The sequence below is a fragment of the Segatella copri genome, from assembly GCF_949820605.1.
Classification (GTDB): domain Bacteria; phylum Bacteroidota; class Bacteroidia; order Bacteroidales; family Bacteroidaceae; genus Prevotella.
Window position 1 is genome coordinate 1,154,239 of the sequence record NZ_CATKVU010000006.1, and the last position, 21,891, is coordinate 1,176,129.

Consider the following 21,891-nt stretch of genomic DNA (forward strand, 5'->3'; position numbering starts at 1 on the left):
ATAGCATCATCTCTCTCCATGAGATTATACCTATGAGTTTAGATTCTATTCAGCGAGAATCTGGACTATTCTTTCTGCTGAGCGGCCATCCCATCTGTCAGGAATGCCCGCTTTCTTCCATTCACCCTTCAGAAGTTTCTGCATAGTTTGCTTCAGTAACTCCGGATCTTCAGCAACCAGTTCGTTAGTACCCACCTTTACAGTTTCAATATGCTCAGTATAGCTGTTGAGCGTAATGCAAGGGACCCCATTGAAGGTAGCTTCTTCAGCCACATTACCCGAATCGGTAATCACACCTTTAGCGTGAGCTGTAAGATAAGCAAACGACAGATAATCGAGCGGCTGAACCACCTGGATTCCACTCTGATGATTACTCTCTTCCTGATAAGCCTTGAATGCGAGCACGAAGCCCAAGGCTTTGCCTCGAAGCGGAGCAATCACCTTCACTCCAGCCTGGCGCGCCTCGTCATCTATGACAGAAATGAGCGATTTCATCTCATCAATATTATTGACGATGGCCTTGCGGTTCAAGGTCAAAACCATATATTCACCTTCTTTCAGATGAAACTCGTCCATGACTTCCGGACGCTGCATTTTAGACTGAAGGAAGCGGATGTTGTCGATAAGCACATTTCCTACCATGTAAACCTTAGACAATTCTGCACCTTCCTTGTTAGCGATGCTGTTGTTAGAAATGCCAGCGGTAAAGAGAATATCTGACAAGCCATCAATCACCAGACGGTTGATTTCCTTTGGCATGGTAATGTCAAAACTGCGGGTTCCTGCTGCAATATGAGCAAGCTGCACCCCCTGCTTTTTGGTAACAATAGCCACGGCCATGGTTGAAGCCAGATCATCAACCACAATGACAATATCTGTAGCATTCTGCTGCAGATAGCGCTCAAACTGACCCATCACCTGTCCGGTAAGTTCGTTCATATTTGGACAGTCTACACCGAGATAAGCATCCGGTTTCTGAATGCCTAAGTCATCGAAAAGAGAAGATTCCAGTGTCGGGTCATCCTCTTTTCCTGTGTAAACCAACTGATAGCTGATTTCGTTACCAGCTTCCTGAGCATTACGAATTGCTCTAATTACGGGCGCAACCTTGATAAAGTTAGGTCTTGCGCCTGCAACGATACAGATTTTCTTCATTTTCATCCTGTTTAATATTTTTACTTACTGAACTTGCAGTTTACTGATATTCATAGTGCTTTATTTTTTGAGCCAAAGGGCACATTATCCATTGACTCAGAGGTCTTTATCCCTTGAAAAGGTCTTTGATTCCTCCGATAGAGCCCAAGAGATTGGTTGCCTCGTATGGCAGATAAACCACCTTATTATCCTTACCCTGTGCTACTTCCTGCATCATGCTGATGTATTTCTGGGCCAGGAGATAGTTGGCTGGATTCGTACTCTGTCCTACAGCTTCCGTAATCTTCTGAATGGCAATAGCCTCGGCCTCAGCCTTACGGATGCGGGCAGTAGCCTCACCTTCTGCATTCAGGATAGCCTGCTGTTTGGCAGCCTCAGCCTTGTTCACGATGGCAGCCTTCTCACCTTCTGAGAGCAGACGCTGCTTTTCCTTCTCACCTTCAGAAGTTAGGATGGTAGCTCGCTTGTTGCGTTCAGCCTGCATCTGCTTTTCCATCGCCTGGAGCACACTCTCAGGAGGTGTAATATCCTGCAACTCAACTCGGTTTACCTTGATTCCCCACTTATTGGTTGCATCATCCAAAACTGCACGGAGTTTGGTGTTAATCGTATCGCGGGAGGTAAGAGTCTGGTCAAGTTCCATCTCACCTATTATATTACGCAAGGTAGTTTGGGTCAGTTTCTCTATGGCGTTTGGCAGATTGTTGATTTCATACACACTCTTGAATGGGTCCACAATCTGGAAATAGAGCAACGCATTTATCTGCATCTGGATATTATCCTTAGTGATTACGTTCTGACGGTCGAAATCGTAGACCTGTTCACGAAGGTCGATGCTGTTTGTATAAAGGTATCTTCCGTTTCTCATCGCCACAATATCCTTGGCATGGTCAATGAAAGGAATGATGACATTAATACCCGGCTTGAGCGTGGCAAAATATCGTCCGAGACGCTCTATGATTTTCGTCTCACTCTGAGGGATGATAACGATGGTTTTCTTAACCACTACGAGTGCAAGTGCTACTAGAGCCACCAGCACATAAATTCCTATGTTCATGATGTTTATACGATTAAGTGAATAATGTTCCTCTAAACTTTTCCTACCTAAACTTTTTCTACCTTGAGGATGATAGATTCGTGACCTAAGATTCGAACCTTATCGCCTACAGCAAGTGGTTCGGCAAGATGCGGAGCTTCCGCTTTCCAATCATCTCCATCCAGCTTTACCCTGCCATATCCTCCGGCAGGAATCATCTCGGTCACTTCCCCTATCTGTCCTGCCAGCGCATCGGCGTTACTGCGGCGGTCTTCCCCACCCTTGTGTAGCGATTTCAGCAGATGCGGACGAACCAACCAGATACTAAGCATAGAGCAGATAGCCCAAACCACTACCTGCACCCAGAAAGATGCTCCTACTAATGCCACAGGAATACTGATGAGCGAACCAATGGCAAAACAAGTAACATAGAAATCGCCGGAAGACAATTCTAAGATGAGGCAGATGAACATCACCGATGTCCATACCAGCCAAAGGTTATGAGATAAATACTCCATACTTAACTATTATAATTTGATTCTTCAGATTCGAGAGATTCGAAAGAGAAGATGAATTCATTTCTTCAGATTCGAAAGATTCGGAAAATTCCTTATTTTCTGCGGGTTGTAGTCTTCTTTTTGCTACTGGTCTTCTTGGTTGTAGAAGTCTTGCTCGTAAAACCTACCTTATAAGTTGTCTGAGGTTTATAATACTTCAGCGCAGTAGGCATTTCCTTCTGCAAGGCAGCAATACGCTTGGCGTCTGAAGGGTGATCACTGAAAATATCGCTCTGATTGCTGCTTGAGCCCTGTGACATTCTCTTCCAGAAAGGAATGGCCTGCTGAGGATCGTAACCAGCCATGGCAGCGAAGATAAGCCCCATGTAATCTGCCTCGATTTCATTATCACGGGAATACTTCAGATTGCGGAATGAGAAATACTGTCCGGCAACTGCACTTGCCACATTACCTACACCATTACCTACTGTCTGGTTTAACACTGTTCCCAGGATACTTGTACCGGTTTGCTGATTCTGCTGTTTGGTGAGCTGCTCAGCACTATGTTTAGCCACAGCATGAGCTATTTCGTGACCCAAAACGATTGCCAAACCGGTTTCATTCTGAGTGTATGGCAAAAGTCCTTCATAAACCACGATTTTACCGCCAGGCATACAGAATGCATTGGCAGACTTATCTTGTACCAGATTGAATTCCCAAGAATAATTCTTCACGTCGGCTTCAAATCCATTCTGCTTCAAATAGAGTTCAACAGCATTGGCAAGTCTTTTTCCTACCCGCTGAACCATCGCCGTATTGGCTGCATTGGTCGACTTTTTGGCAGAAGCCATGTACTTTGTGTATTCCTGATTAGACAGCCTGAGAACCTGCTCATCGGATACAGAGATGCGATGAGTGCGACCGGTCAGAGGCACCGTCTGAGTTGTGCCGCAAGATGACAACGCAAGGACTGTCACAACCGTCAGAACTAAAACCTTAAACTTTTTCATCTTAACTTACTTATGTATATTAAATATGTTTATTCATTAAGTTTATGTGCTGTTTGAAACACATTTTCTCTGCAAATATACTATTTCTAGTTGAAACTACCAAAGAAAAATGAGAAAAACATGAAATATAACCTAAAAATAACACAAGATAACTGACAAAAAGGGGTGTACGAAAAAAAAGATGGCAAAAAATAAGGTGTGGCACAATCTTTGCAGTTTCGCAAAATCGTCAGACTGCCAGATGACAGCTGCCCGAGAAAGCAGCATTATCAGCAGACTGAGTTTAAGAAGTGTAACATTAAAATATTTTAATATGAACGCAAAGAAGGAAGTGCCTGTATTGCTCTTGACAGGCTACCTGGGTAGTGGAAAGACAACCCTTCTCAACAAGATTTTAGCTAACGAAAAAGGTATTAAGTTTGCCGTCATCGTCAACGATATTGGTGAAGTCAATATTGATGCAGCCCTGATAGAAAAAGGTGGCGTAGTAGGTCAGAAAGATGATTCGCTCGTTTCTCTCCAGAATGGTTGCATCTGCTGCACATTGAAGATGGACCTGGTAGAACAGCTCAAGGAAATCGTAGACATGAAGCGTTTCGATTACATTGTCATCGAGGCTTCCGGAATCTGCGAGCCTGCTCCTATTGCACAGACCATCTGCTCTATCCCATCCCTCGGTCCTCAGTACATAGAGAATGGCATTCTGCGCCTTGACAGCATTGTTACCGTAGTAGATGCTTTGCGCATGAAGGATGAATTCTCCAACGGCAGCGACCTGATGAAGAAGAATATGGATGAGGAAGATTTGGCTTCTCTCGTCATCCAGCAGATTGAGTTCTGCAACATCATTCTTCTGAACAAGGCTGCAGAGGTTGAACCTAAGGAACTGGAGCACCTGAAGCAGATTATCCGTGCCATCCAGCCTAAGGCAGAAATCTTTGAATGTAACTATGGTGACGTTGACTTGAATCTGATCGTCAACACCAAGAAGTTTGATTGGGAAACCGTATCCACTTCAGCCGGTTGGATTCAGGAGATTGAATCAGAAAGAAACGAAGAGCATGAAGAAGAAGCACATGACCATCATGACCATGACGAGGAAGACGAACATGAGCATCATCATGACCACGATGACCATGACCACGATCATGACGAGCATGAACATCATCATCATCACCATCATCACGACCATGACCATGATCATGAAGGCGGAGAAGTTGAGGAATACGGAATCGGCACCTTCGTTTACTATCGTCGCAAACCTTTCGACCTGGGTCTCTTCGATGATTTCGTAGCAAGGAAATGGCCTAGAGACGTGGTTCGCGCCAAGGGAATCTGCTATTTCGATGATGAGCGCGACATGTGCTACGTGTTCGAACAGGCTGGCAAGCAGAAAACAGTGAAGCAGGCTGGCCAATGGTTGGCTACCATGCCGAAAGACGAACTCGCCCAAGTCTTGATGAATAACCCACAGCTGCAGAAGGAATGGGATCAGGAATTGGGCGACCGCATGATAAAAATCGTATTCATCGGTCAGCATATCAAGGAACAGAAAGATGCTATCATTGCTGAGCTCGACAAGTGTTTGGCGTAGAATCTTATTCACCCGGCTTCCTAGCAAAAGCTAAGGGAAAATAGCTCAAAATGAGCAGAAAACAAGAAAAACGGAGGAAAACGAACAAAAAAAGTGAAGTTTTTCCTCCGTTTTTTAGTTTAATTCGTTTTTTTTTGTTAATTTTGCACCCGAATAATAAAAGCGTAATTAATATGAAGACAAACTTCAGACCGGCGTACATAAAGGACTTTGCTGCTTGCTGGAAAGTCATCGACCAGGCTCGCCAAAGTATGATAGAATCGGGACGTCACCAATGGACTGAGGAATATCCATCAGAAAAAGACATCAGAAAAGACATAGAAAATGGCAATGCATTCGTTCTGACAGTAAATGAAGAGGTAGTTGTCTATGGAGCAGTCATATTGAATGGTGAACCCAAATATAAGAAATTAGTAGGCAACTGGATTACTGATGGCGATTATTATGTAATACATCGCTTTGCCACGTTGCCTAGTTTCCAGCGTGAAGGTTTAGCGCGTATTTTCATCAGTAAGGTGAACAGCATGTGCGAGGTAGAAAAAATACCTAGCATCAAGGTTGACACCAACTTTGACAATACGCCGATGATTAACCTTCTGTCTTCGATGGGTTTCTGCATCTGCGGACGTGTAAACTATGGAGGAAACAGAGGTCAGCGTTTCGCCTTTGAAAAACTCTCCATAGCCATGGAACCTGCAGAATAATTTTTTGCCATCGAAAAACACAACATTTAATTAACATCCTCAAGCATTCATTATGGAAGAGAAACTATTGCAGATGAAGAGCTTGGTTGAAAGACTCAACCAAGCTTCGGATAGTTATTATAACGGAAAAGGCGAACTCATGACCGACTATGAGTGGGACGCCCTTTTCGACCAGCTCAAGAGATTGGAAGAGGAAACAGGCGAAATTCTGCCTGACTCCCCTACTAATCGCGTGTCAGAAGATTCTATCGTAGGAAAGAAAGAGGAGCATGAATTTGCCGCCCTCTCTCTGGCAAAGACCAAACAGGTAAGTGATCTTGTAAAATGGGCAGAAGACCGCCCTATCTGGATTTCATGGAAACTGGACGGACTGACCCTCGTAGTAACCTATGACGGCGGAAAACTCACCAAAATCGTTACCCGCGGGAACGGACACATCGGCACCAACATTACCCACTTGGCTCCAGCCATTTCAGGCATTCCTGCTACCATTTCAGAGAAAGGACATCTTGTAGTAAGAGGAGAAGCCGTCATTTCGTATACTGATTTCGAACAGTTCATCATCGAAAGCGAAGGCGATTACGCCAATCCACGCAACCTCGCTTCAGGTTCACTCACACTGAAAGATATTGAAGAGGTGAAGCAGCGCCACATCCAATGGATTCCGTTCACCCTGGTTTATACTGAGCGGGAACTTACCTCATGGGGCGAACGCATGCAGATGCTGAAAGACCTGGGGATGAATCCTGTAGAACGTGAACGTATTGACCACCCTACCACAGAAAATATCCAGCTGGAAATAGACAAGTTTACGGAGAAGGTGACAAGCAAGAAGAATCCTTTCCCGGTAGACGGACTGGTGATTTGCTACGATGATACGGTTTATGCAGCTACCGGTTCGGTTACAGGGCATCACGCAACGAGGGCAGGATTTGCCTTTAAATGGCAAGATGAACATGCTGACACCGTACTCGACCACATCGAATGGTCGTGCGCAGCCAGCACCATTACGCCTGTAGCAGTGTTCAAACCGGTAGAACTTGAAGGAACCACCGTGCAGCGTGCCTCGCTCTGCAATGTAAGCGAATGCGAGCGTCTGGGCATTGGCGACAAGGGAACCAGACTACAGGTCATCAAGGCCAATAAGATTATCCCGAAGGTAATCAATATTACAGAGGTTGTGGGGAGTTTTGTCATTCCCAACGAATGTCCGGTCTGCCATGCGCCAGCCGTAGTGCGCGAGAGTGAGAGCGGCACCAAGACTCTCCATTGCACCAATGCAGCCTGCCCAGCCAAACAACTTAAGAAATTTGCCCGCTTCGTCAGCAAGGAAGGAATCAATATTGACGGAATCTCAGAACAGACAGTCTGGAAATTCATCAATCATGGTTTTATCAGGGAATATGCAGATTTCTACAAACTGAAGAATTATGCGTTCGAGATTTCCTGTTTTGAAGGATTTGGCAAGAAGAGCGTAAGCAATCTTCTGGAGAGTGTAGAGAAAAGCCGCCATACTGACGGCCGTCATCTGCTCTACGCCTTGAATATTCCGCTCTGCGGCGGCGATGTGGCTAAAAAACTGCTCAGCCGTTACAAGGTGAAGGAACTGATAGAAACGGCGCGCCTGAGCATGTTTGATGATGAGTTTGCAAGCATCGATGGTATTGGACCTGAAAAGAGTGCCAAGTTTATCGCCTGGTTCAAGGATGATGTTCATTTCCAGCATGTGCAGCATCTGCTGTCTGAGCTGATTATCGAGGAGCAGGAGCCTGTAGAAATGGGAAATAAATGCCAAGGGCTGACTTTCGTCGTAACCGGAGATGTACATCATTACAAGAACCGCAACGAGCTGAAGGCTTATATTGAAAGCCAGGGAGGCAAGGTTACGGGAAGCGTGAGCAAGAGTACTAACTTCCTGATTAACAACGATGCAGCTTCGCAGAGTTCGAAGAACAAGAAAGCCCATGAACTCAATATTCCAATCATTACTGAGGATGAGTTCATTGAAAGGTTTCAGGAGTAAACAAGTGAATTAAGCGAAATAAAAAGCGAAAGCCAGATTCCGGATTACGGACTTGGCTTTCGCTTTTCTAGTTTTAAGAACCTGCAAATTCTCTGTTATTATTCTCCCAGGAACTGACCCATGAAGAGAATGGCTCCACTGTTACGTTCGGTAATGAAATAAACGAATGGGCGGTTGGCATGAAATTCTACATGCTTCATCTCGTGAGGACCCAGCGAGGTCAGCATCACAGCAGCTGTTACGGCAGCAGCCTTTGTTCCACGCTCGCTTACCTCAATCTTAGCCTTCTGCAACATCTTCGATACGTAGAAACTGCCATTGGCAAAACGGCTGAAATCTGCCGTGCCTGGCTGGAAGATGCTTGGAGCTCCCAATTTACTGATAATCTGGTTGAGCGACAAATCCATCTCTGTGGTAAACTTAGGGAATTTTAAATCTACCTGGCAACGTTCCATGTCATTACTCAACTTCTGAAGTTTATCAGCATCCATCTCCTTCATCACCTCGCTGATGCTCTTGCCAGCCTTAGGAAGAAGAACGGTCATCTGATAACTTCCATTTCCGTATGGCAGCTCTACAGCCTGCAACATATCATTTTCAGTATAGGCAAACTTCTTGTTCTGGTGCATCATGTTCACCTTCTTAATATCGCGGGTGTAACCGCTGAAGTTCTCGAGTCTAGTGTTCTTCGCATCAAACTTCTCCTGCCAAATTCCATTAAAATAAATAGCATTCAGAAGGTAAGAAACGGCTGCAGGGTCTACCTGGTCGATGATGCTAGGAATCATTCCTTTAGTCTGCTTCTTGCACCAGTCATTAATGCGAGTGGCAGATTTAGGAGAGGTAAAGTCCATGCTCTCCACGCCAGCCTGATAAGAATCGGCTACGGTGTGAGCGAAATCGCTGTTCAATGTGAAATTCTTGTTGATAGCGATAAAGTTGGCAATGTTTACGGTTGTCTGCTTGTCGAGCTTGCCAGCCGAAAGCATCAGCGCCTTATAACAGTCGTTGAGTTCCTTCACGCTCACGCTCTCGCAACCGATTGCCTTCAGAATCTCCTGCTGAGTCTGGCCGTCGGCACCATTGGCAAGCATTCCCATCAGATAGGCGATGCTCATCGGCGAAACCACCTCAGAATCCATGCCGCTGATCTGTTGATAGAGCTTGAAAGCGAAATCATTATTCTTCTTCACGATGTTCTGCTGAGCCTCTGAGAGGATAAGATAACTCTCGTCCATTTTCTCATCTGCTGACGGACGGGCAGCCTCTGCCTCCGTTATCTTCTCAGCCTTTGTTGCGTTCTCATTCTGTGCATTCTTGCTTGAGCTGCAAGAAGTCATTGCCATTGCGGCTGAAGCTAAAATAGCTGCACTAAATACTGTCTTATTCATATTTCTCTAATTTTTTTGTTCATTTTAATGACTCAACGCTCCTGAGGCCAAAGGGACTGTTCCTCTTTAACAGGCTATTCCCGAATCGGAATCTGAATCGTGAGTTCTGAAGATAAAATGAAAAATCGGCTAATCCTTGCACGGGAAAAGCCGATTTTACTATTTCTTAACAGAAAATATCTTTGTTCTTAACAAAAAAAATCAATGCAGCGGTGCCTCTTCAGAAGGTCTGCCAGGCTTTATTCTGAGATGATATCTGTTTCCATCATATTCCACGCGCATGATGTTCGTCCTATTGGTCTTCATCTCATCGCTCGAATTAGCCACAAGATGTTCGTATAGATCTATTGCCACATGACCCATCGTTCTGCGCAGATTGATTTCGATGCAAGGCACCACGCCCAGTCCGGTTCTGTTTACGTCCTCACCTTCCTGATTCAGCACAGCCTCGCAGAATTCATCCTTCTCCCCTTTCGTGCAGATCATCATGTCAACGCCGAACGGACCACTGTAAATATCCTTCAGCGCCGGCTCCATTACCTCGATGATGCGCTGTCTGATTCCGGCAAGCTGAGCCTCGCTAATGAGCGGTTTCATCATTTCCACCTTATCATCTTCAGAGCAGAGCACATTGCCCGAATAGGCGTTCTTGATAGTATCGAAGAGCGAAAGACCGCGATAGAGCACCTTGCCATCTTTCATTTCAAACTCCATGGCGAAATCTCTCACCTTATTATATAAGGGTTCTACAGTTACGCCGCCCTGATGATAAATCATGTTTGCCACCCATCTTTCGAAGGAAGGATAATCTCCGGCTGTTCTGAAGTCCTCAGCACTCACATATTTCACACCCCTCCCGCTGCTGCTCCAGGGAGCCTTGACAACAGCTTTGCCGTGCTGGAGAATGAGTTCTTTGACGCGAGTCGTCTCAGCAACATATTCCACGCCTCGCTGCAGATGAAGAGCAGCCCATTGCCTGCTGCTCACCTCGCGTACCTTATTTAATACAGCATCAGGCGGCAACATAATCTCCGGCATTCCCAAACGCTCCAACTCACCTTTCAGCGACAGGTTCCATCCCCAGGGATGAACACTGTCCAGAAATTCTGTCTTGAGCAGATGCTTCAGCTGAGGCTTGGTGATGAACTCAACCTTGCTGTTCAGTTCAGCCCCAAAATGGCGCACCCTGTTCTTCGCAAAATCAATATCATCCACAAGTACGAGGTCGCCCTCTTCCGCCCAAAGAGCCGGAATGAAAGCAAGATCACTTCTAAGTTGTCTACCCGCATGAGGCGCGGTGAACTGTTTCAGATTTGCAGCCAAAGCCAAATCATGTTCTGGATTGAAAATATGTAATTTCATGGTGCAAAGATATAAAGAAAAGTGCAAAAAAGGGCAGAAAATCCCCATTTTTACTTAGACAAGTGCTAAATAATGAAAAAAAAGTTACTTTTTGCTATCTAGAGTTTGCAAATTAGAAATATTTAATTACCTTTGCATCGTAAAAACAATTAGAAACGATATAAACTCATGGAAGAAGCATTCTTCAGAACACATACATACCTCGTAGAGCATACGAACGCACCAGTAAGACGTACTCTGATGGACGAAATCGACTGGAGCGATCGTCTGATTGGCATTAAGGGAACACGCGGTGTAGGAAAGTCTACATTCCTCCTTCAATATGCCAAGGAACACTTTGGCCCTACTGACCGCAAGTGTCTGTTTGTGAATATGAACAATTTCTATTTTCAAAGCAGAGGAATCGCAGATTTTGCAGGCGACTTTGTTCGCCACGGCGGCAGAACCCTTCTCATCGACCAGGTCTTCAAGCAGTCGGACTGGAGCAAGGAGTTGCGCAAATGTTACGACCTCTATCCAGAGTTAAGAATCGTGTTCACAGGTTCCAGCGTGATGAGACTGAAGGAAGAGAATCCTGAGCTCAATGGAATCGTGAAAAGCTATAACTTGCGAGGCTTCTCTTTCAGAGAGTTTATCAACCTGCAGACTGGCAACAGTTTCCAGCCATATACACTCGATGAAATCTTGCGCAATCACGAGCACATCATCAAGCAGATACTGCCCAAGGTGAGCCCGATGAAATACTTTCAGGACTACTTGCATCATGGATTCTATCCATTCTTCCTGGAGAACCGCAACTTCACAGAGAATCTACTAAAGACAATGAACATGATGACCGAGGTAGACATCCTCCTCATCAAGCAAATCGAACTGAAATATCTCACCAAAATCAAGCGGCTCTTCTATCAGCTAGCTGTAAAAGGTGCCAAGGCTCCCAACGTGAGCCAGCTTGCCGAAGAGATCAACACCAGCAGAGCTACGGTAATGAACTACATCAAATATCTTGCTGATGCGCGACTCATCAACATGATTTACCCTACCGGGCAGGAGTTCCCTAAGAAACCATCCAAGGTGATGATGCACAACTCCAACCTGATGTACGCCATCTATCCTATCAAGATAGACAAGCAGGAGGTGATGGAAACATTCTTCGTCAACTCGCTCTGGAAAGACCACAAGGTAAGCCAGACCGGCAAGGACCACTACTTCATTGTAGATGGTGAGAAGAAGTTCAGAATCTGCGATGCGCAATCTCCAAACAAGGTGCGCAACAATCCCGACATCATCTACGCCCGATACAATACCGAGGTAGGCAAGGACAACAGGATTCCGTTATGGCTTCTGGGGTTCCTATATTAGGGAATGTTGAATGTGGAGTGTTGAATGTTGAATTGCCTAACGGCATCAGCATGAAGACACATAAGGGCGCAAGCCTAACTTAACACTCAACATTTATTAAGGAATGTTGAATGTGGAGTGTTGAATGTTGAATTGCCTAACGGCATCAGCATGAAGACACATAAGGGCGCAAGCCTAACTCAACACTCAACATTCAACACTCAACATTAGAATAAGTTAGAATAAGTTAGAATAAGAATGAATTAAATACAAAACATTTTTAATATTTTATCTAAAAGTAAAATGGCTAAAGAGAAAAAATTTATCACTTGTGATGGTAACACAGCTGCCGCACACGTAAGCTACATGTTTACTGAGGTTGCTGCTATCTACCCTATTACTCCATCATCACCAATGGCGGAGCATGTAGATGAATGGGCTGCCAAAGGTCGTAAGAACCTTTTCGGTCAGCGAGTTTCTATCCAGGAAATGGAATCTGAGGCTGGTGCTGCCGGTGCAGTTCACGGTTCTCTCCAGGCTGGTGCCTTGACTTCAACTTACACTGCTTCTCAGGGTTTGTTGCTGATGATTCCTAACATGTACAAGATTGCTGGTGAGTTGCTCCCTTGCGTGTTCAACGTATCAGCTCGTACATTGGCTTCTCACTCACTTTGTATCTTCGGTGACCATCAGGACGTAATGGCTTGCCGCCAGACAGGTTTCGCTATGTTCTGCTCAGGTTCTGTTCAGGAGGTTATGGACCTCTCTGCAGTTCCTCACTTGGCTACATTGGAGACAAAGGTTCCTTTCATTAACTTCTTCGATGGTTTCCGTACTTCTCACGAGTACCACAAGATCGAGGAGATGGATATGGAAGACATCCGTCCATTGGTTAAGGAAGAGTTCATCGAGGACTTCCGTAACCGTGCTTTGACCCCTGAGCGTCCTGTTACTCGCGGTACCGCTGAGAACCCAGAGACATTCTTTACTCACCGTGAGGCTTGCAACACTTACTACGATGCAATCCCTGAGGTTGTAGAGAAGTACTGCCAGGAGATGACTAAGATTACTGGTCGTGAGTACCACCTCTTCAACTACTATGGTGCTGAGGATGCTGAGAACATCATCATCCTGATGGGTTCTGCTACAGAGCCAGCTCGCGAGGCTATCGACTACTTGAACAAGCAGGGCAAGAAGGTTGGTATGGTTGCAGTTCACCTGTTCCGTCCATTCTCTGTTGACTTCTTGAAGAAGACTATCCCAGCTACTGTTAAGCGTATCGCTGTTCTCGACCGTACTAAGGAGCCAGGTGCAGAGGGTGAGCCATTGTACCTCGACGTTAAGTCAGCTCTCTACGATGACGAGCGCAAGCCATTGATCGTTGGCGGTCGCTACGGTCTCGGTTCTTCTGATACAACTCCAGCCAAGATTGTTGCTGTATTCAAGAACCTCGAGTTGCCACAGCCAAAGAACCACTTCACTGTAGGTATCGTTGATGACGTTACATTCACTTCTCTCCCAGAAGAGGAGGAAATCCCAATGGGTGGCGACGACTTGTTCGAGGCTAAGTTCTACGGTTTGGGTGCTGACGGTACTGTTGGTGCTAACAAGAACTCAGTTCAGATCATCGGTAACAATACCAACAAGTATTGCCAGGCATACTTCTCTTACGACTCTAAGAAGTCTGGTGGTTTCACCTGCTCTCACTTGCGTTTCGGCGACAGCCCTATCCACAGCGCTTATCAGGTAAATACTCCTAACTTCGTAGCTTGTCACGTACAGGCTTATCTCCACATGTACGATGTAACACGTGGTTTGCGTAAGAACGGTTTCTTCCTGTTGAACACTATCTTCGATGGCGAGGAGTTGGTTAACTTCATCCCTAACAAGGTAAAGCGTTACTTCGCTCAGAACAACATCACTGTTTACTATATCAACGCAACTAAGATTGCTCAGGAGATTGGTCTCGGTAACCGTACCAACACCATCCTCCAGTCTGCATTCTTCCGTATCACAGAGGTTATTCCTTTGGATCTCGCTGTAGAGCAGATGAAGGCATTCATCGTTAAGTCTTACTCTAAGAAGGGTCAGGACGTTGTTGACAAGAACTTCGGCGCTGTTGACCGTGGTGGTGAGTACAAGCAGTTGACAGTAGATCCAGCTTGGGCTAACCTCGCTGACGATGAGGCTAAGGAGGATGACGCTCCAGCATTCGTTAAGGAGCTCGTTCGTCCTATCAACGGCCAGGCAGGTGACCTCTTGAAGGTTTCTGACTTCGTTAAGCACGACACAGTTGACGGTACTTGGCAGAATGGTACTTCAGCATTCGAGAAGCGTGGTGTTGAGGCATTCGTACCAGTATGGAACGTTGAGAACTGTATCCAGTGTAACAAGTGTTCATTCGTTTGTCCTCACGCAGCTATCCGTCCATTCGTATTGACCGACGAGGAGCTCGCAGGCATCGAGGGTCTCGCGACTCAGGATGTTAAGGCACCTAAGGCTTTGGCTGGAATGCACTTCCGCGTTGAGATTTCAGTACTCGACTGTCTGGGTTGTGGTAACTGTGCTGACGTCTGCCCAGGTAAGAAGGGTGAGAAGGCGTTGACAATGGTTCCATTCAACGTTGACGCAGAGGATATGGTCAAGGAGGCAGCTAACTGGGAGTATCTCGTACACAACGTTGCTTCTAAGCAGGATCTCGTTGACATCAAGCAGAGCCCTAAGAACTCTCAGTTCGCTCAGCCATTGTTCGAGTTCTCTGGTGCTTGCTCTGGTTGTGGTGAGACTCCATACGTTAAGTTGATTTCTCAGCTCTTCGGTGATCGTCAGATGATTGCTAACGCTACTGGTTGTTCTTCTATCTACTCAGCTTCTATCCCATCTACTCCATATACAAAGAACGCTAAGGGTCAGGGTCCTGCATTCGACAACTCATTGTTCGAGGACTTCTGCGAGTTCGGTCTCGGTATGGTAATGGGTAACAAGAAGATGAAGGAGCGTATCGCTCACTTGCTCGAGGAGGCTAAGGCTCAGGAGCATGTTCCTGCTGAGTTCGTAGCAGCTGCTGACAAGTGGATTGCTAACATGAACGATTCTGAGGGTTCTAAGGAGGCTGCTGCAGAGTTGAAGCCTCTCATCGCTGCCGGCGCTGAAAAGGGTTGCCCTATCTGCAAGGAGCTCAAGACTTTGGATCACTACCTGGTTAAGCGTTCACAGTGGATCATCGGTGGTGACGGTGCTTCTTATGATATCGGTTACGGTGGTCTCGACCACGTATTGGCTTCTGGTGAGGATGTTAACATCCTGGTACTCGATACTGAGGTTTACTCTAACACTGGTGGTCAGTCTTCTAAGTCTACTCCACTCGGTGCTATCGCACAGTTCGCTGCTCAGGGTAAGCGTATCCGCAAGAAGGATCTCGGTTTGATGCAGACTACATACGGTTACATCTACGTAGCTCAGGTAGCTATGGGTGCTGACAATGCTCAGACATTGAAGGCTATCCGCGAGGCTGAGGCTTATCCAGGTCCATCACTCATCATCGCTTACGCACCATGTATCAACCATGGTTTGAAGCGTAAGGGCGGTATGGGTCGTTCACAGCACGAGGAAGAGTTGGCTGTTGAGTGCGGTTACTGGCACTTGTGGCGTTACAACCCACTGTTGGCTGACGAGGGTAAGAACCCATTCACACTCGACTCTAAGGCTCCTAAGTGGGAGAACTTCCGCGACTTCTTGCTCGGTGAGGTTCGTTACCTCTCTGTACAGAAGGCATTCCCTAAGGAGGCTGATGAGCTCTTCTCTCAGGCAGAGAAGATGGCTAAGCTCCGTTACCAGACTTACGTTCGTAAGAGCCAGGAGGACTGGAGCGAGCAGATTTAATCTAGCGAGATTTCAATAGGTTAAATATATAATCTCCGAAGACCTTGGTTGCGTTCTGCAATCAAGGTCTTTTTTGTTTAAAAATGCTCCATATTCATGTAAAAATTGGAAATAAGAGATGAAACATAGGGAAAAATCGTGATTTTAAGATTGAGTTCTTTAGGGGCAATTCAGAATTGTTTTGTAAAGATAAAATCTCTGTTTTGGCAGTTTACCTATTCCATCTGTTCCGGAAATTATTCTCATTAAGTTCAGGCAGATTTGCAATTCACCGCTGTACAGCAAACTATTATGGATTTTTAATCCGCTAAATGAAACGGAGCAAGAAGCGCAATCAGTCTGAGTAATGTAAATTATCCTTACCTACCCAAAACAGAAACCAAAATAGGCAAAAATCAGTGCTTTTTAGTGATCTTTCGAAGAAAAAAAGCAAAATATGAGGGGTAGGATAATGTTTTACCCCCTCTACTAAGAGTGAAAAATGCACCTCCTCTGACTCGAAATCATGCTTCAAAGGTAGGTATTTTTGACAAATACAATGAATTGGGATATAGGAAATGAGTACCTGAGCGGTACAGCGTGCAGTATTCCACACCAGAATATGTAGATTATTATTATACACATACAAATAAAGCACAACTTACATAAACTTTCGTAATTACCTCATAAACAAGCAATTTAGGACTATCAAATACTCTAACAAACAACCAATTCAAGCATTACACTTAGTGGGTCATTAGGTCAAAGTCATTTAGGGTCATTATGTTTTCCGAGAGTAAAAAAGTCACTATAGATATATATAAATATTATTTATATATACTATAGCAGCAAAGTGACATTTACTTTTTCAAATGACCCTAAATGACATTGACACCAAATGACCCTTTTTCATTTCTTCAGCTACTTCCGAGTCTATTTCTTGCTTTTCATTGTTTCTGTAACAAAGTTCAGCTAGAAAGCCAATAGAAATCAGTATCAATCAATCACTTACACTACTTCTCCGAAAGAAAGTCAGGGTAAAAGCTTGCATTCTGCCCAAAAATGTTGTATCTTTGCACCGCAATCGAAAGAACAGCCTTTTGCACCTTGCTCAGGTCTTCTATTAAGACCAGCACGGGTCATAAATGATGGCAGGCGCTGGTCATCAATGAAGACCCCGAAAACGGCAGGAACGGGGCATTCTGGGGAGTTGCTTAAAGAAACAAAAATTAGAACAAGAAGAAAATAATATGATTACAGTTGATAGATTGACCGTAGAATTTGGCGGTACCACCCTATTCAAAGACATTTCCTTCCAGATCAACGAGAAGGACCGTATAGCCCTGATGGGAAAGAATGGCGCAGGAAAGAGCACATTGCTTAAGATCATCGCCGGTGTGAGAAATGCTGCTCTTGAAATCGCCAGACGTACTGCTTCTCGATGAGCTGGCCAACCTCCTCGACCTGAAGACCAAGGATGTACTGAAACAGGCCTTACTTGATTTCGACGGAACGCTCATCGTGGTTAGTCACGACCGTGATTTCCTCGATGGTCTTGTCAGCAAAGTTTATGAGTTCGGTCATGGTCGCGTCCGCGAACATCTCTGCGGAATTTACGAATTTCTGGAATCGAAGAAGATGGAAAATCTTCAGGAACTGGAGAAGAAGCAATAACCCCGATTCTGTTGTTTTCTTATCAAAAAATATTTCAAGCATAAAACAAAAAGTCCTGATGTTTTAAGCATACGAAACATCAGGACTTTATTTTTTTCTATCTATTCGGAAAACCATTCCCGAAAAATTCTATTCGGAAAAATTTCCTTCTGGGAATTACCAAAGCTCCAGGCGCTGGTTCTTAGGAATGAACAGCTTGTCACCCTGCTTTACACCAAATGCCTCATACCATGCATCGATATGAGGAAGCGCACCATCAACACGCCACTTGCCGAGAGAATGAGGATCATCCTTTACGCGGTTGCGGATTTCCTTATCAGTAATGTTCTGTCCCCAAACACCTGCATAGGCGAGGAAGAAACGCTGGTCAGGAGTGAAACCATCCTTGTTCTTCAATGGCTTCTTGGCTGTAGCATTCTTGAAGGCATTGTATGAAACCATCAAACCACCATGGTCGGCAAGGTTCTCGCCGAGGGTGAAACGGCCGTTGGCATTCAGGTCAGGCAATACCTTGATGTTGCTGAAGAAATCAGCATACATATCAGCACGCTTGTTGAAACCTTCTGCATCAGCAGCTGTCCACCAGTCCTTCAGATTACCGCTAGCATCATACTGACGACCCTGATCATCGAATCCGTGAGTCATCTCATGGCCGATTACTACGCCGATAGCACCATAGTTGAATGCAGCATCAGCCTTAGGATCGAAGAAAGGATACTGGAGAATACCGGCTGGGAAGCAGATCTCATTGGTAGTAGGATTATAGTAAGCATTCACGGTCTGAGGAGTCATGAACCACTCATCCTTATCCACTGGCTTTCCTGCCTTCTCTGCAATCTCCTTATCGTTGGCAAACTTGCGGCAAGCCATTACGTTCTCATAATAGCTCTTAGATGGGTCGATTCTGAGCTTGCTGAAATCAGTCCACTTGTTAGGATAACCAATCTTTACATAGAACTTGTCGAGCTTGTCGTGAGCAGCTTTCTTTGTAGCATCACTCATCCAGGTCTGAGCATCGATACGCTGACCGAGGCTGATCTGAAGATTCTTCACGAGTGCCTCCATCATCTTCTTAGAGCTTTCTGGGAAATAGCGCTTGCAGTAGATGCGACCGAGCGCCTCGCCCAACTGAGCCTCTACCTGAGTAGTAGCGCGCTTCCAAAGAGGATAATCCTCCTTACGGCCACTCATAGTCTTGCCAAAGAATTCGAAACGGGCTTCGCGAATCTCATCGCTGAGGTAAGAAGCAGAACTACTGATGACGTCCCACTCCATCAAAGCCTTCAATGTGCCTGCACATTCTGCAGCTGCCACCTTGTCATAACCGGCGAAGAAAGCAGGCTGACCTACGATCATCTCCTTGAGATATTCGCTCTTGATTCCCTCAGCGTTGGCAAGTGCCTCGAGAGGAATGTTAGGATAATTCTCCTTGAATTCTGCCAAGGTCATCTTGTTGTAGTTGGCCTGAGGATCACGAAGTTCGGTACGGCTCTTTGAGAAAGTAGCGAGCGTTGTTTCATGAAGGAATACGGCAGCAGCCTTCTTGGCAGCTTCATCAGCAGAGAAACCGTAGAGCTGGAACATCTTGCTGAGGTAAGTCTTATAAGCCTCACGGATAGCTACGGTTGCAGCATCGTTATTGAGGTAATAATCCTTGGCACCGAGAGTAAGACCGCCCTGCATCAGGTTGTAGATGTTCATGGTTACGTTCTTCTCATCGGCAGCGAAACCTGCACCATAACCCAAACCGAGACCCATCCATGCATATTTAACCTGAAGCTTCTGAAGCTCGTCCTTGGTCTTGGCAGCTTCTATCTCATCCATCAGAGGCTTTACTGGAGCGATTCCAGCCTTATTGCGACTGTCAACATCCATAGAGAGTTTATAGAAATCAGACAATTTCTGCTCGATGGTTCCTGCCTTGTAAGTCTTCTTCTGGAGTTCAGAAAGAATGGTGTTGATGCGCTTGTTGTTGTTCTCAGCCAGCTGGTCAAAACTGCCATAACGGCTGTAAGCGGCAGGAAGAGGATTGTTCTTCTGCCATCCGCCTGTAGCAAACTGATAGAAACTGTCTGCTGGCTTCACTGTCTTGTCGAGATTACTCATGACAAGACCCGATTTATTCTGAGCATCAGCGCCTAATGGCAGAGCTGCAATCAGCATCATCGGTAAGATCATTTTCATTTTCATTTTCTTCTCTTTATTATATGTTAATATTACTATTATTTCGAAACTTCTTCCAGTTCTTCCGCAAGGAGCATCCAGCGCTCGTTCTCCTCATCGAGACCCTTCATGAGTTCGGTGTATTCAGTAACGAGTTCCATGTTGGTTGCATTTTCCGGTTTCATCAGAAGTTCATCAATCTCCTTCTTTCTAGCTTCCAGTTTCTCAATCTTCGCCTCACATTCCTTCACGGCTTTCTCAGCCTTGCGGATCTTCTTCTGCTGTTCCTTATGTTCAGCGTAGCTCTGCTTGCCGGATGTGGCAGAGGCAAGACTGTCGGCTGTAGAACCTGATGCGACAGAAGAGCCGGAAGTATTGGCAGAAGGCGAACCGGCAGAAGCCATGCTCTGGTTGGCAAGAGCCTGATTGATGTTCTCGGCATTATGGGCACGGAGATAATCGTAAATGCCACCGAGATGCTCACGAACCTTGCCGCCGCCAAACTCATAGACCTTATCAACCAGACCATCGAGGAATTCACGGTCGTGGCTCACGATGATGGCTGTTCCATCGAAAGCCTTGATGGCTTCTTTCAGCACATCCTTCGACTGCATGTCGAGGTGATTGGTAGGCTCATCGAGAATGAGGAGATTCACCGGTTCGAGCAGGAGCTTGATCATAGCCAGTCGGCTGCGTTCGCCTCCACTCAGAACCTTGACAAACTTCTCTGAAGTCTCGCCGCCAAACATGAAGGCGCCCAGGAGATCGTTCACCTTCAGACGCATTTCGCCTGTTGCCACATTGTCAATAGTCTGGAAGATGGTAAGATTCTCATCCAAGAGCTGCGCCTGATTCTGGGCGAAATAACCAATCTGCACATTATGACCAATCTTGAGCGTTCCGGTGAAAGGAATCTCACCCATGATACATTTTACCAGGGTAGACTTACCCTCGCCGTTCTTACCCACGAAGGCCACCTTCTCGCCACGCTTGATGGTAAAAGTAACATGGTCGAAGACGGTGTGTGCGCCGTAATCCTTGCGCACCTCATCGCAGATGATAGGATAATCGCCACTTCTGAGACAAGGAGGGAATTTGAGGTGCATCTGCTTGTTGTCAACCTCATCTACCTCGATAGGCACGATTTTCTCGAGCTGCTTGATTCTGCTCTGCACCTGAACCGCCTTGGTAGGCTTGTAGCGGAACCGCTCGATGAAATCCTTGATGTCGGCAATCTCCTTCTGCTGGTTTTCGTAAGCACGGAGCTGCTGCTCGCGGCGTTCGGCACGCAATACAACATACTCATCGTATTTCACCTTATAGTCTTCTACCCTTCCGCAAGTAATTTCGAGGGTACGGTTAGTTACATTGTTGATAAAAGCACGGTCGTGGCTCACCAGAACCACAGCCTTTGCACTCTGCGCCAGGAACTGCTCCAACCACTGGATACTTTCAATATCAAGGTGGTTCGTAGGCTCATCGAGGAGCAGGACATCAGGCTTCTGCAACAGAATCTTGGCAAGTTCGATACGCATTCGCCAACCACCGGAAAACTCCTTGGTTGGGCGCTCGAAATCATCGCGCGTAAAGCCAAGACCGCTCAAGGTACGCTCTATCTCTGCTTCATAGTTTTCGCCACCCATCATCATGTAGCGTTCATGTTCCTGGGTAAACTTCTCTACAAGCTGAGCATAGCTTTCGCTCTCATAGTCGGTGCGGTCGGCCATTTCCTGCTGCATCTTGTCCAGACGCGCCTTCATCTCGGTATTATGGGCGAAAGCCTTGCGGGTTTCCTCTTTCACGGTCGTATCGTCCTGCAGTTTCATCACCTGTGGCAGATAGCCGATAGTGGTTTCGTTAGGAATAGCCACAACGCCAGCAGTAGGTTTCTGTAAACCGCAGAGAATCTTGAGCATCGTAGATTTTCCGGCACCATTCTTACCCACCAGGGCAATGCGGTCGCGGTCATTGATGACGAAACTTACATCATGAAAGAGAGGCTTGACGCCAAACTCTACTTTCAGTCCTTCTACTGAAATCATCTATTTTTAATTTATAATTTACAATTAATAATTTATAGTTT

The 21,891-nt window shown here is 45.8% G+C and carries 14 protein-coding genes and 1 pseudogene; 7 read left to right on the forward strand and 8 right to left on the reverse strand.

Features of this window, described 5'->3' with window-relative positions:
- Nucleotides 1–45 precede the first annotated feature (45 nt).
- The 4 genes from RCO84_RS05900 to RCO84_RS05915 form a co-directional block, all read right to left on the reverse strand.
- On the reverse strand, nucleotides 46–1,155 hold the full coding sequence (locus tag RCO84_RS05900) for a UDP-N-acetyl glucosamine 2-epimerase (RefSeq protein ID WP_317585499.1): 1,110 nt from the start codon (nucleotides 1,153–1,155) through the stop codon (nucleotides 46–48).
- Nucleotides 1,156–1,261: 106 nt separating this feature from the next.
- Nucleotides 1,262–2,212: an SPFH domain-containing protein gene (locus RCO84_RS05905; RefSeq protein ID WP_218435070.1), complete on the reverse strand. Its 951-nt coding sequence runs from the start codon at nucleotides 2,210–2,212 to the stop codon at nucleotides 1,262–1,264.
- 47 nt (nucleotides 2,213–2,259) lie between these two features.
- Nucleotides 2,260–2,709, reverse strand: a complete 450-nt coding sequence (locus RCO84_RS05910; RefSeq protein ID WP_317584319.1) for an NfeD family protein — start codon at nucleotides 2,707–2,709, stop codon at nucleotides 2,260–2,262.
- A 92-nt stretch (nucleotides 2,710–2,801) separates the two neighbouring features.
- The gene (locus RCO84_RS05915; RefSeq protein ID WP_317584321.1) at nucleotides 2,802–3,698 is read right to left on the reverse strand and encodes a M48 family metallopeptidase; all 897 of its coding nucleotides are present in this window, start codon (nucleotides 3,696–3,698) and stop codon (nucleotides 2,802–2,804) included.
- Nucleotides 3,699–4,011: 313 nt separating this feature from the next.
- On the opposite strand from RCO84_RS05915, the gene RCO84_RS05920 reads away from it, so the two are divergent.
- The 3 genes from RCO84_RS05920 to ligA all read left to right on the forward strand — a co-directional run bounded on the left by RCO84_RS05920 (nucleotide 4,012) and on the right by ligA (nucleotide 8,019).
- Complete coding sequence (locus RCO84_RS05920) at nucleotides 4,012–5,292, forward strand: CobW family GTP-binding protein (protein ID WP_317585500.1); 1,281 nt, start codon at nucleotides 4,012–4,014, stop codon at nucleotides 5,290–5,292.
- Between the two features lie 173 nt (nucleotides 5,293–5,465).
- Nucleotides 5,466–5,996: a GNAT family N-acetyltransferase gene (locus RCO84_RS05925; protein ID WP_006846667.1), complete on the forward strand. Its 531-nt coding sequence runs from the start codon at nucleotides 5,466–5,468 to the stop codon at nucleotides 5,994–5,996.
- Nucleotides 5,997–6,048: 52 nt separating this feature from the next.
- Nucleotides 6,049–8,019 carry an NAD-dependent DNA ligase LigA gene (gene ligA / locus RCO84_RS05930; RefSeq protein ID WP_317584324.1) on the forward strand — a complete coding sequence of 657 codons (1,971 nt, stop codon included), beginning with the start codon at nucleotides 6,049–6,051 and terminating at the stop codon, nucleotides 8,017–8,019.
- Nucleotides 8,020–8,117: 98 nt separating this feature from the next.
- Here the strand turns inward: ligA and RCO84_RS05935 are convergent, their stop codons facing one another.
- The gene (locus RCO84_RS05935) at nucleotides 8,118–9,410 is read right to left on the reverse strand and encodes a serpin family protein (protein WP_317584327.1); all 1,293 of its coding nucleotides are present in this window, start codon (nucleotides 9,408–9,410) and stop codon (nucleotides 8,118–8,120) included.
- A 201-nt stretch (nucleotides 9,411–9,611) separates the two neighbouring features.
- Nucleotides 9,612–10,772 (reverse strand): hypothetical protein, encoded by a 1,161-nt coding sequence (locus RCO84_RS05940; RefSeq protein ID WP_317584329.1) that lies wholly within the window; start codon nucleotides 10,770–10,772, stop codon nucleotides 9,612–9,614.
- Between the two features lie 168 nt (nucleotides 10,773–10,940).
- On the opposite strand from RCO84_RS05940, the gene RCO84_RS05945 reads away from it, so the two are divergent.
- The 4 genes and pseudogenes from RCO84_RS05945 to RCO84_RS16930 form a co-directional block, all read left to right on the forward strand.
- Nucleotides 10,941–12,131, forward strand: a complete 1,191-nt coding sequence (locus RCO84_RS05945; RefSeq protein WP_144154268.1) for an ATP-binding protein — start codon at nucleotides 10,941–10,943, stop codon at nucleotides 12,129–12,131.
- Nucleotides 12,132–12,413: 282 nt separating this feature from the next.
- The gene (nifJ, locus tag RCO84_RS05950) at nucleotides 12,414–15,992 is read left to right on the forward strand and encodes a pyruvate:ferredoxin (flavodoxin) oxidoreductase (protein WP_317584330.1); all 3,579 of its coding nucleotides are present in this window, start codon (nucleotides 12,414–12,416) and stop codon (nucleotides 15,990–15,992) included.
- A gap of 1,325 nt (nucleotides 15,993–17,317) precedes the next feature.
- A complete protein-coding gene (locus RCO84_RS17005; RefSeq protein ID WP_445081696.1) occupies nucleotides 17,318–17,416 on the forward strand; it encodes an ATP-binding cassette domain-containing protein in 99 nt (32 codons plus the stop codon).
- Nucleotides 17,403–17,645 (forward strand): annotated as a pseudogene (locus tag RCO84_RS16930) (ABC transporter ATP-binding protein); the annotation flags it as partial. The gene RCO84_RS17005 and the pseudogene RCO84_RS16930, both read left to right, overlap by 14 nt.
- Nucleotides 17,646–17,801: 156 nt before the next feature.
- Here RCO84_RS16930 and RCO84_RS05960 read toward each other — a convergent pair.
- Both RCO84_RS05960 and RCO84_RS05965 read right to left on the reverse strand, forming a co-directional pair.
- Entirely contained in the window at nucleotides 17,802–19,835 is a 2,034-nt protein-coding gene (locus RCO84_RS05960) for a M13 family metallopeptidase (RefSeq protein WP_287860302.1), read from the reverse strand.
- 32 nt (nucleotides 19,836–19,867) lie between these two features.
- On the reverse strand, nucleotides 19,868–21,850 hold the full coding sequence (locus RCO84_RS05965) for an ABC-F family ATP-binding cassette domain-containing protein (protein WP_317584333.1): 1,983 nt from the start codon (nucleotides 21,848–21,850) through the stop codon (nucleotides 19,868–19,870).
- Nucleotides 21,851–21,891 lie beyond the last annotated feature (41 nt).

Bases quoted from the DNA above. Each gene is read 5' to 3' on its own strand.
- RCO84_RS05900 (WP_317585499.1), bottom strand. From the start codon at position 1,155: ATGAAGAAAATCTGTATCGTTGCAGGCGCAAGACCTAACTTTATCAAG.
- RCO84_RS05905 (WP_218435070.1), bottom strand. From the start codon at position 2,212: ATGAACATAGGAATTTATGTGCTGGTGGCTCTAGTAGCACTTGCACTC.
- RCO84_RS05910 (WP_317584319.1), bottom strand. From the start codon at position 2,709: ATGGAGTATTTATCTCATAACCTTTGGCTGGTATGGACATCGGTGATG.
- RCO84_RS05915 (WP_317584321.1), bottom strand. From the start codon at position 3,698: ATGAAAAAGTTTAAGGTTTTAGTTCTGACGGTTGTGACAGTCCTTGCG.
- RCO84_RS05920 (WP_317585500.1), top strand. From the start codon at position 4,012: ATGAACGCAAAGAAGGAAGTGCCTGTATTGCTCTTGACAGGCTACCTG.
- RCO84_RS05925 (WP_006846667.1), top strand. From the start codon at position 5,466: ATGAAGACAAACTTCAGACCGGCGTACATAAAGGACTTTGCTGCTTGC.
- ligA (WP_317584324.1), top strand. From the start codon at position 6,049: ATGGAAGAGAAACTATTGCAGATGAAGAGCTTGGTTGAAAGACTCAAC.
- RCO84_RS05935 (WP_317584327.1), bottom strand. From the start codon at position 9,410: ATGAATAAGACAGTATTTAGTGCAGCTATTTTAGCTTCAGCCGCAATG.
- RCO84_RS05940 (WP_317584329.1), bottom strand. From the start codon at position 10,772: ATGAAATTACATATTTTCAATCCAGAACATGATTTGGCTTTGGCTGCA.
- RCO84_RS05945 (WP_144154268.1), top strand. From the start codon at position 10,941: ATGGAAGAAGCATTCTTCAGAACACATACATACCTCGTAGAGCATACG.
- nifJ (WP_317584330.1), top strand. From the start codon at position 12,414: ATGGCTAAAGAGAAAAAATTTATCACTTGTGATGGTAACACAGCTGCC.
- RCO84_RS17005 (WP_445081696.1), top strand. From the start codon at position 17,318: ATGGGAAAGAATGGCGCAGGAAAGAGCACATTGCTTAAGATCATCGCC.
- RCO84_RS05960 (WP_287860302.1), bottom strand. From the start codon at position 19,835: ATGAAAATGAAAATGATCTTACCGATGATGCTGATTGCAGCTCTGCCA.
- RCO84_RS05965 (WP_317584333.1), bottom strand. From the start codon at position 21,850: ATGATTTCAGTAGAAGGACTGAAAGTAGAGTTTGGCGTCAAGCCTCTC.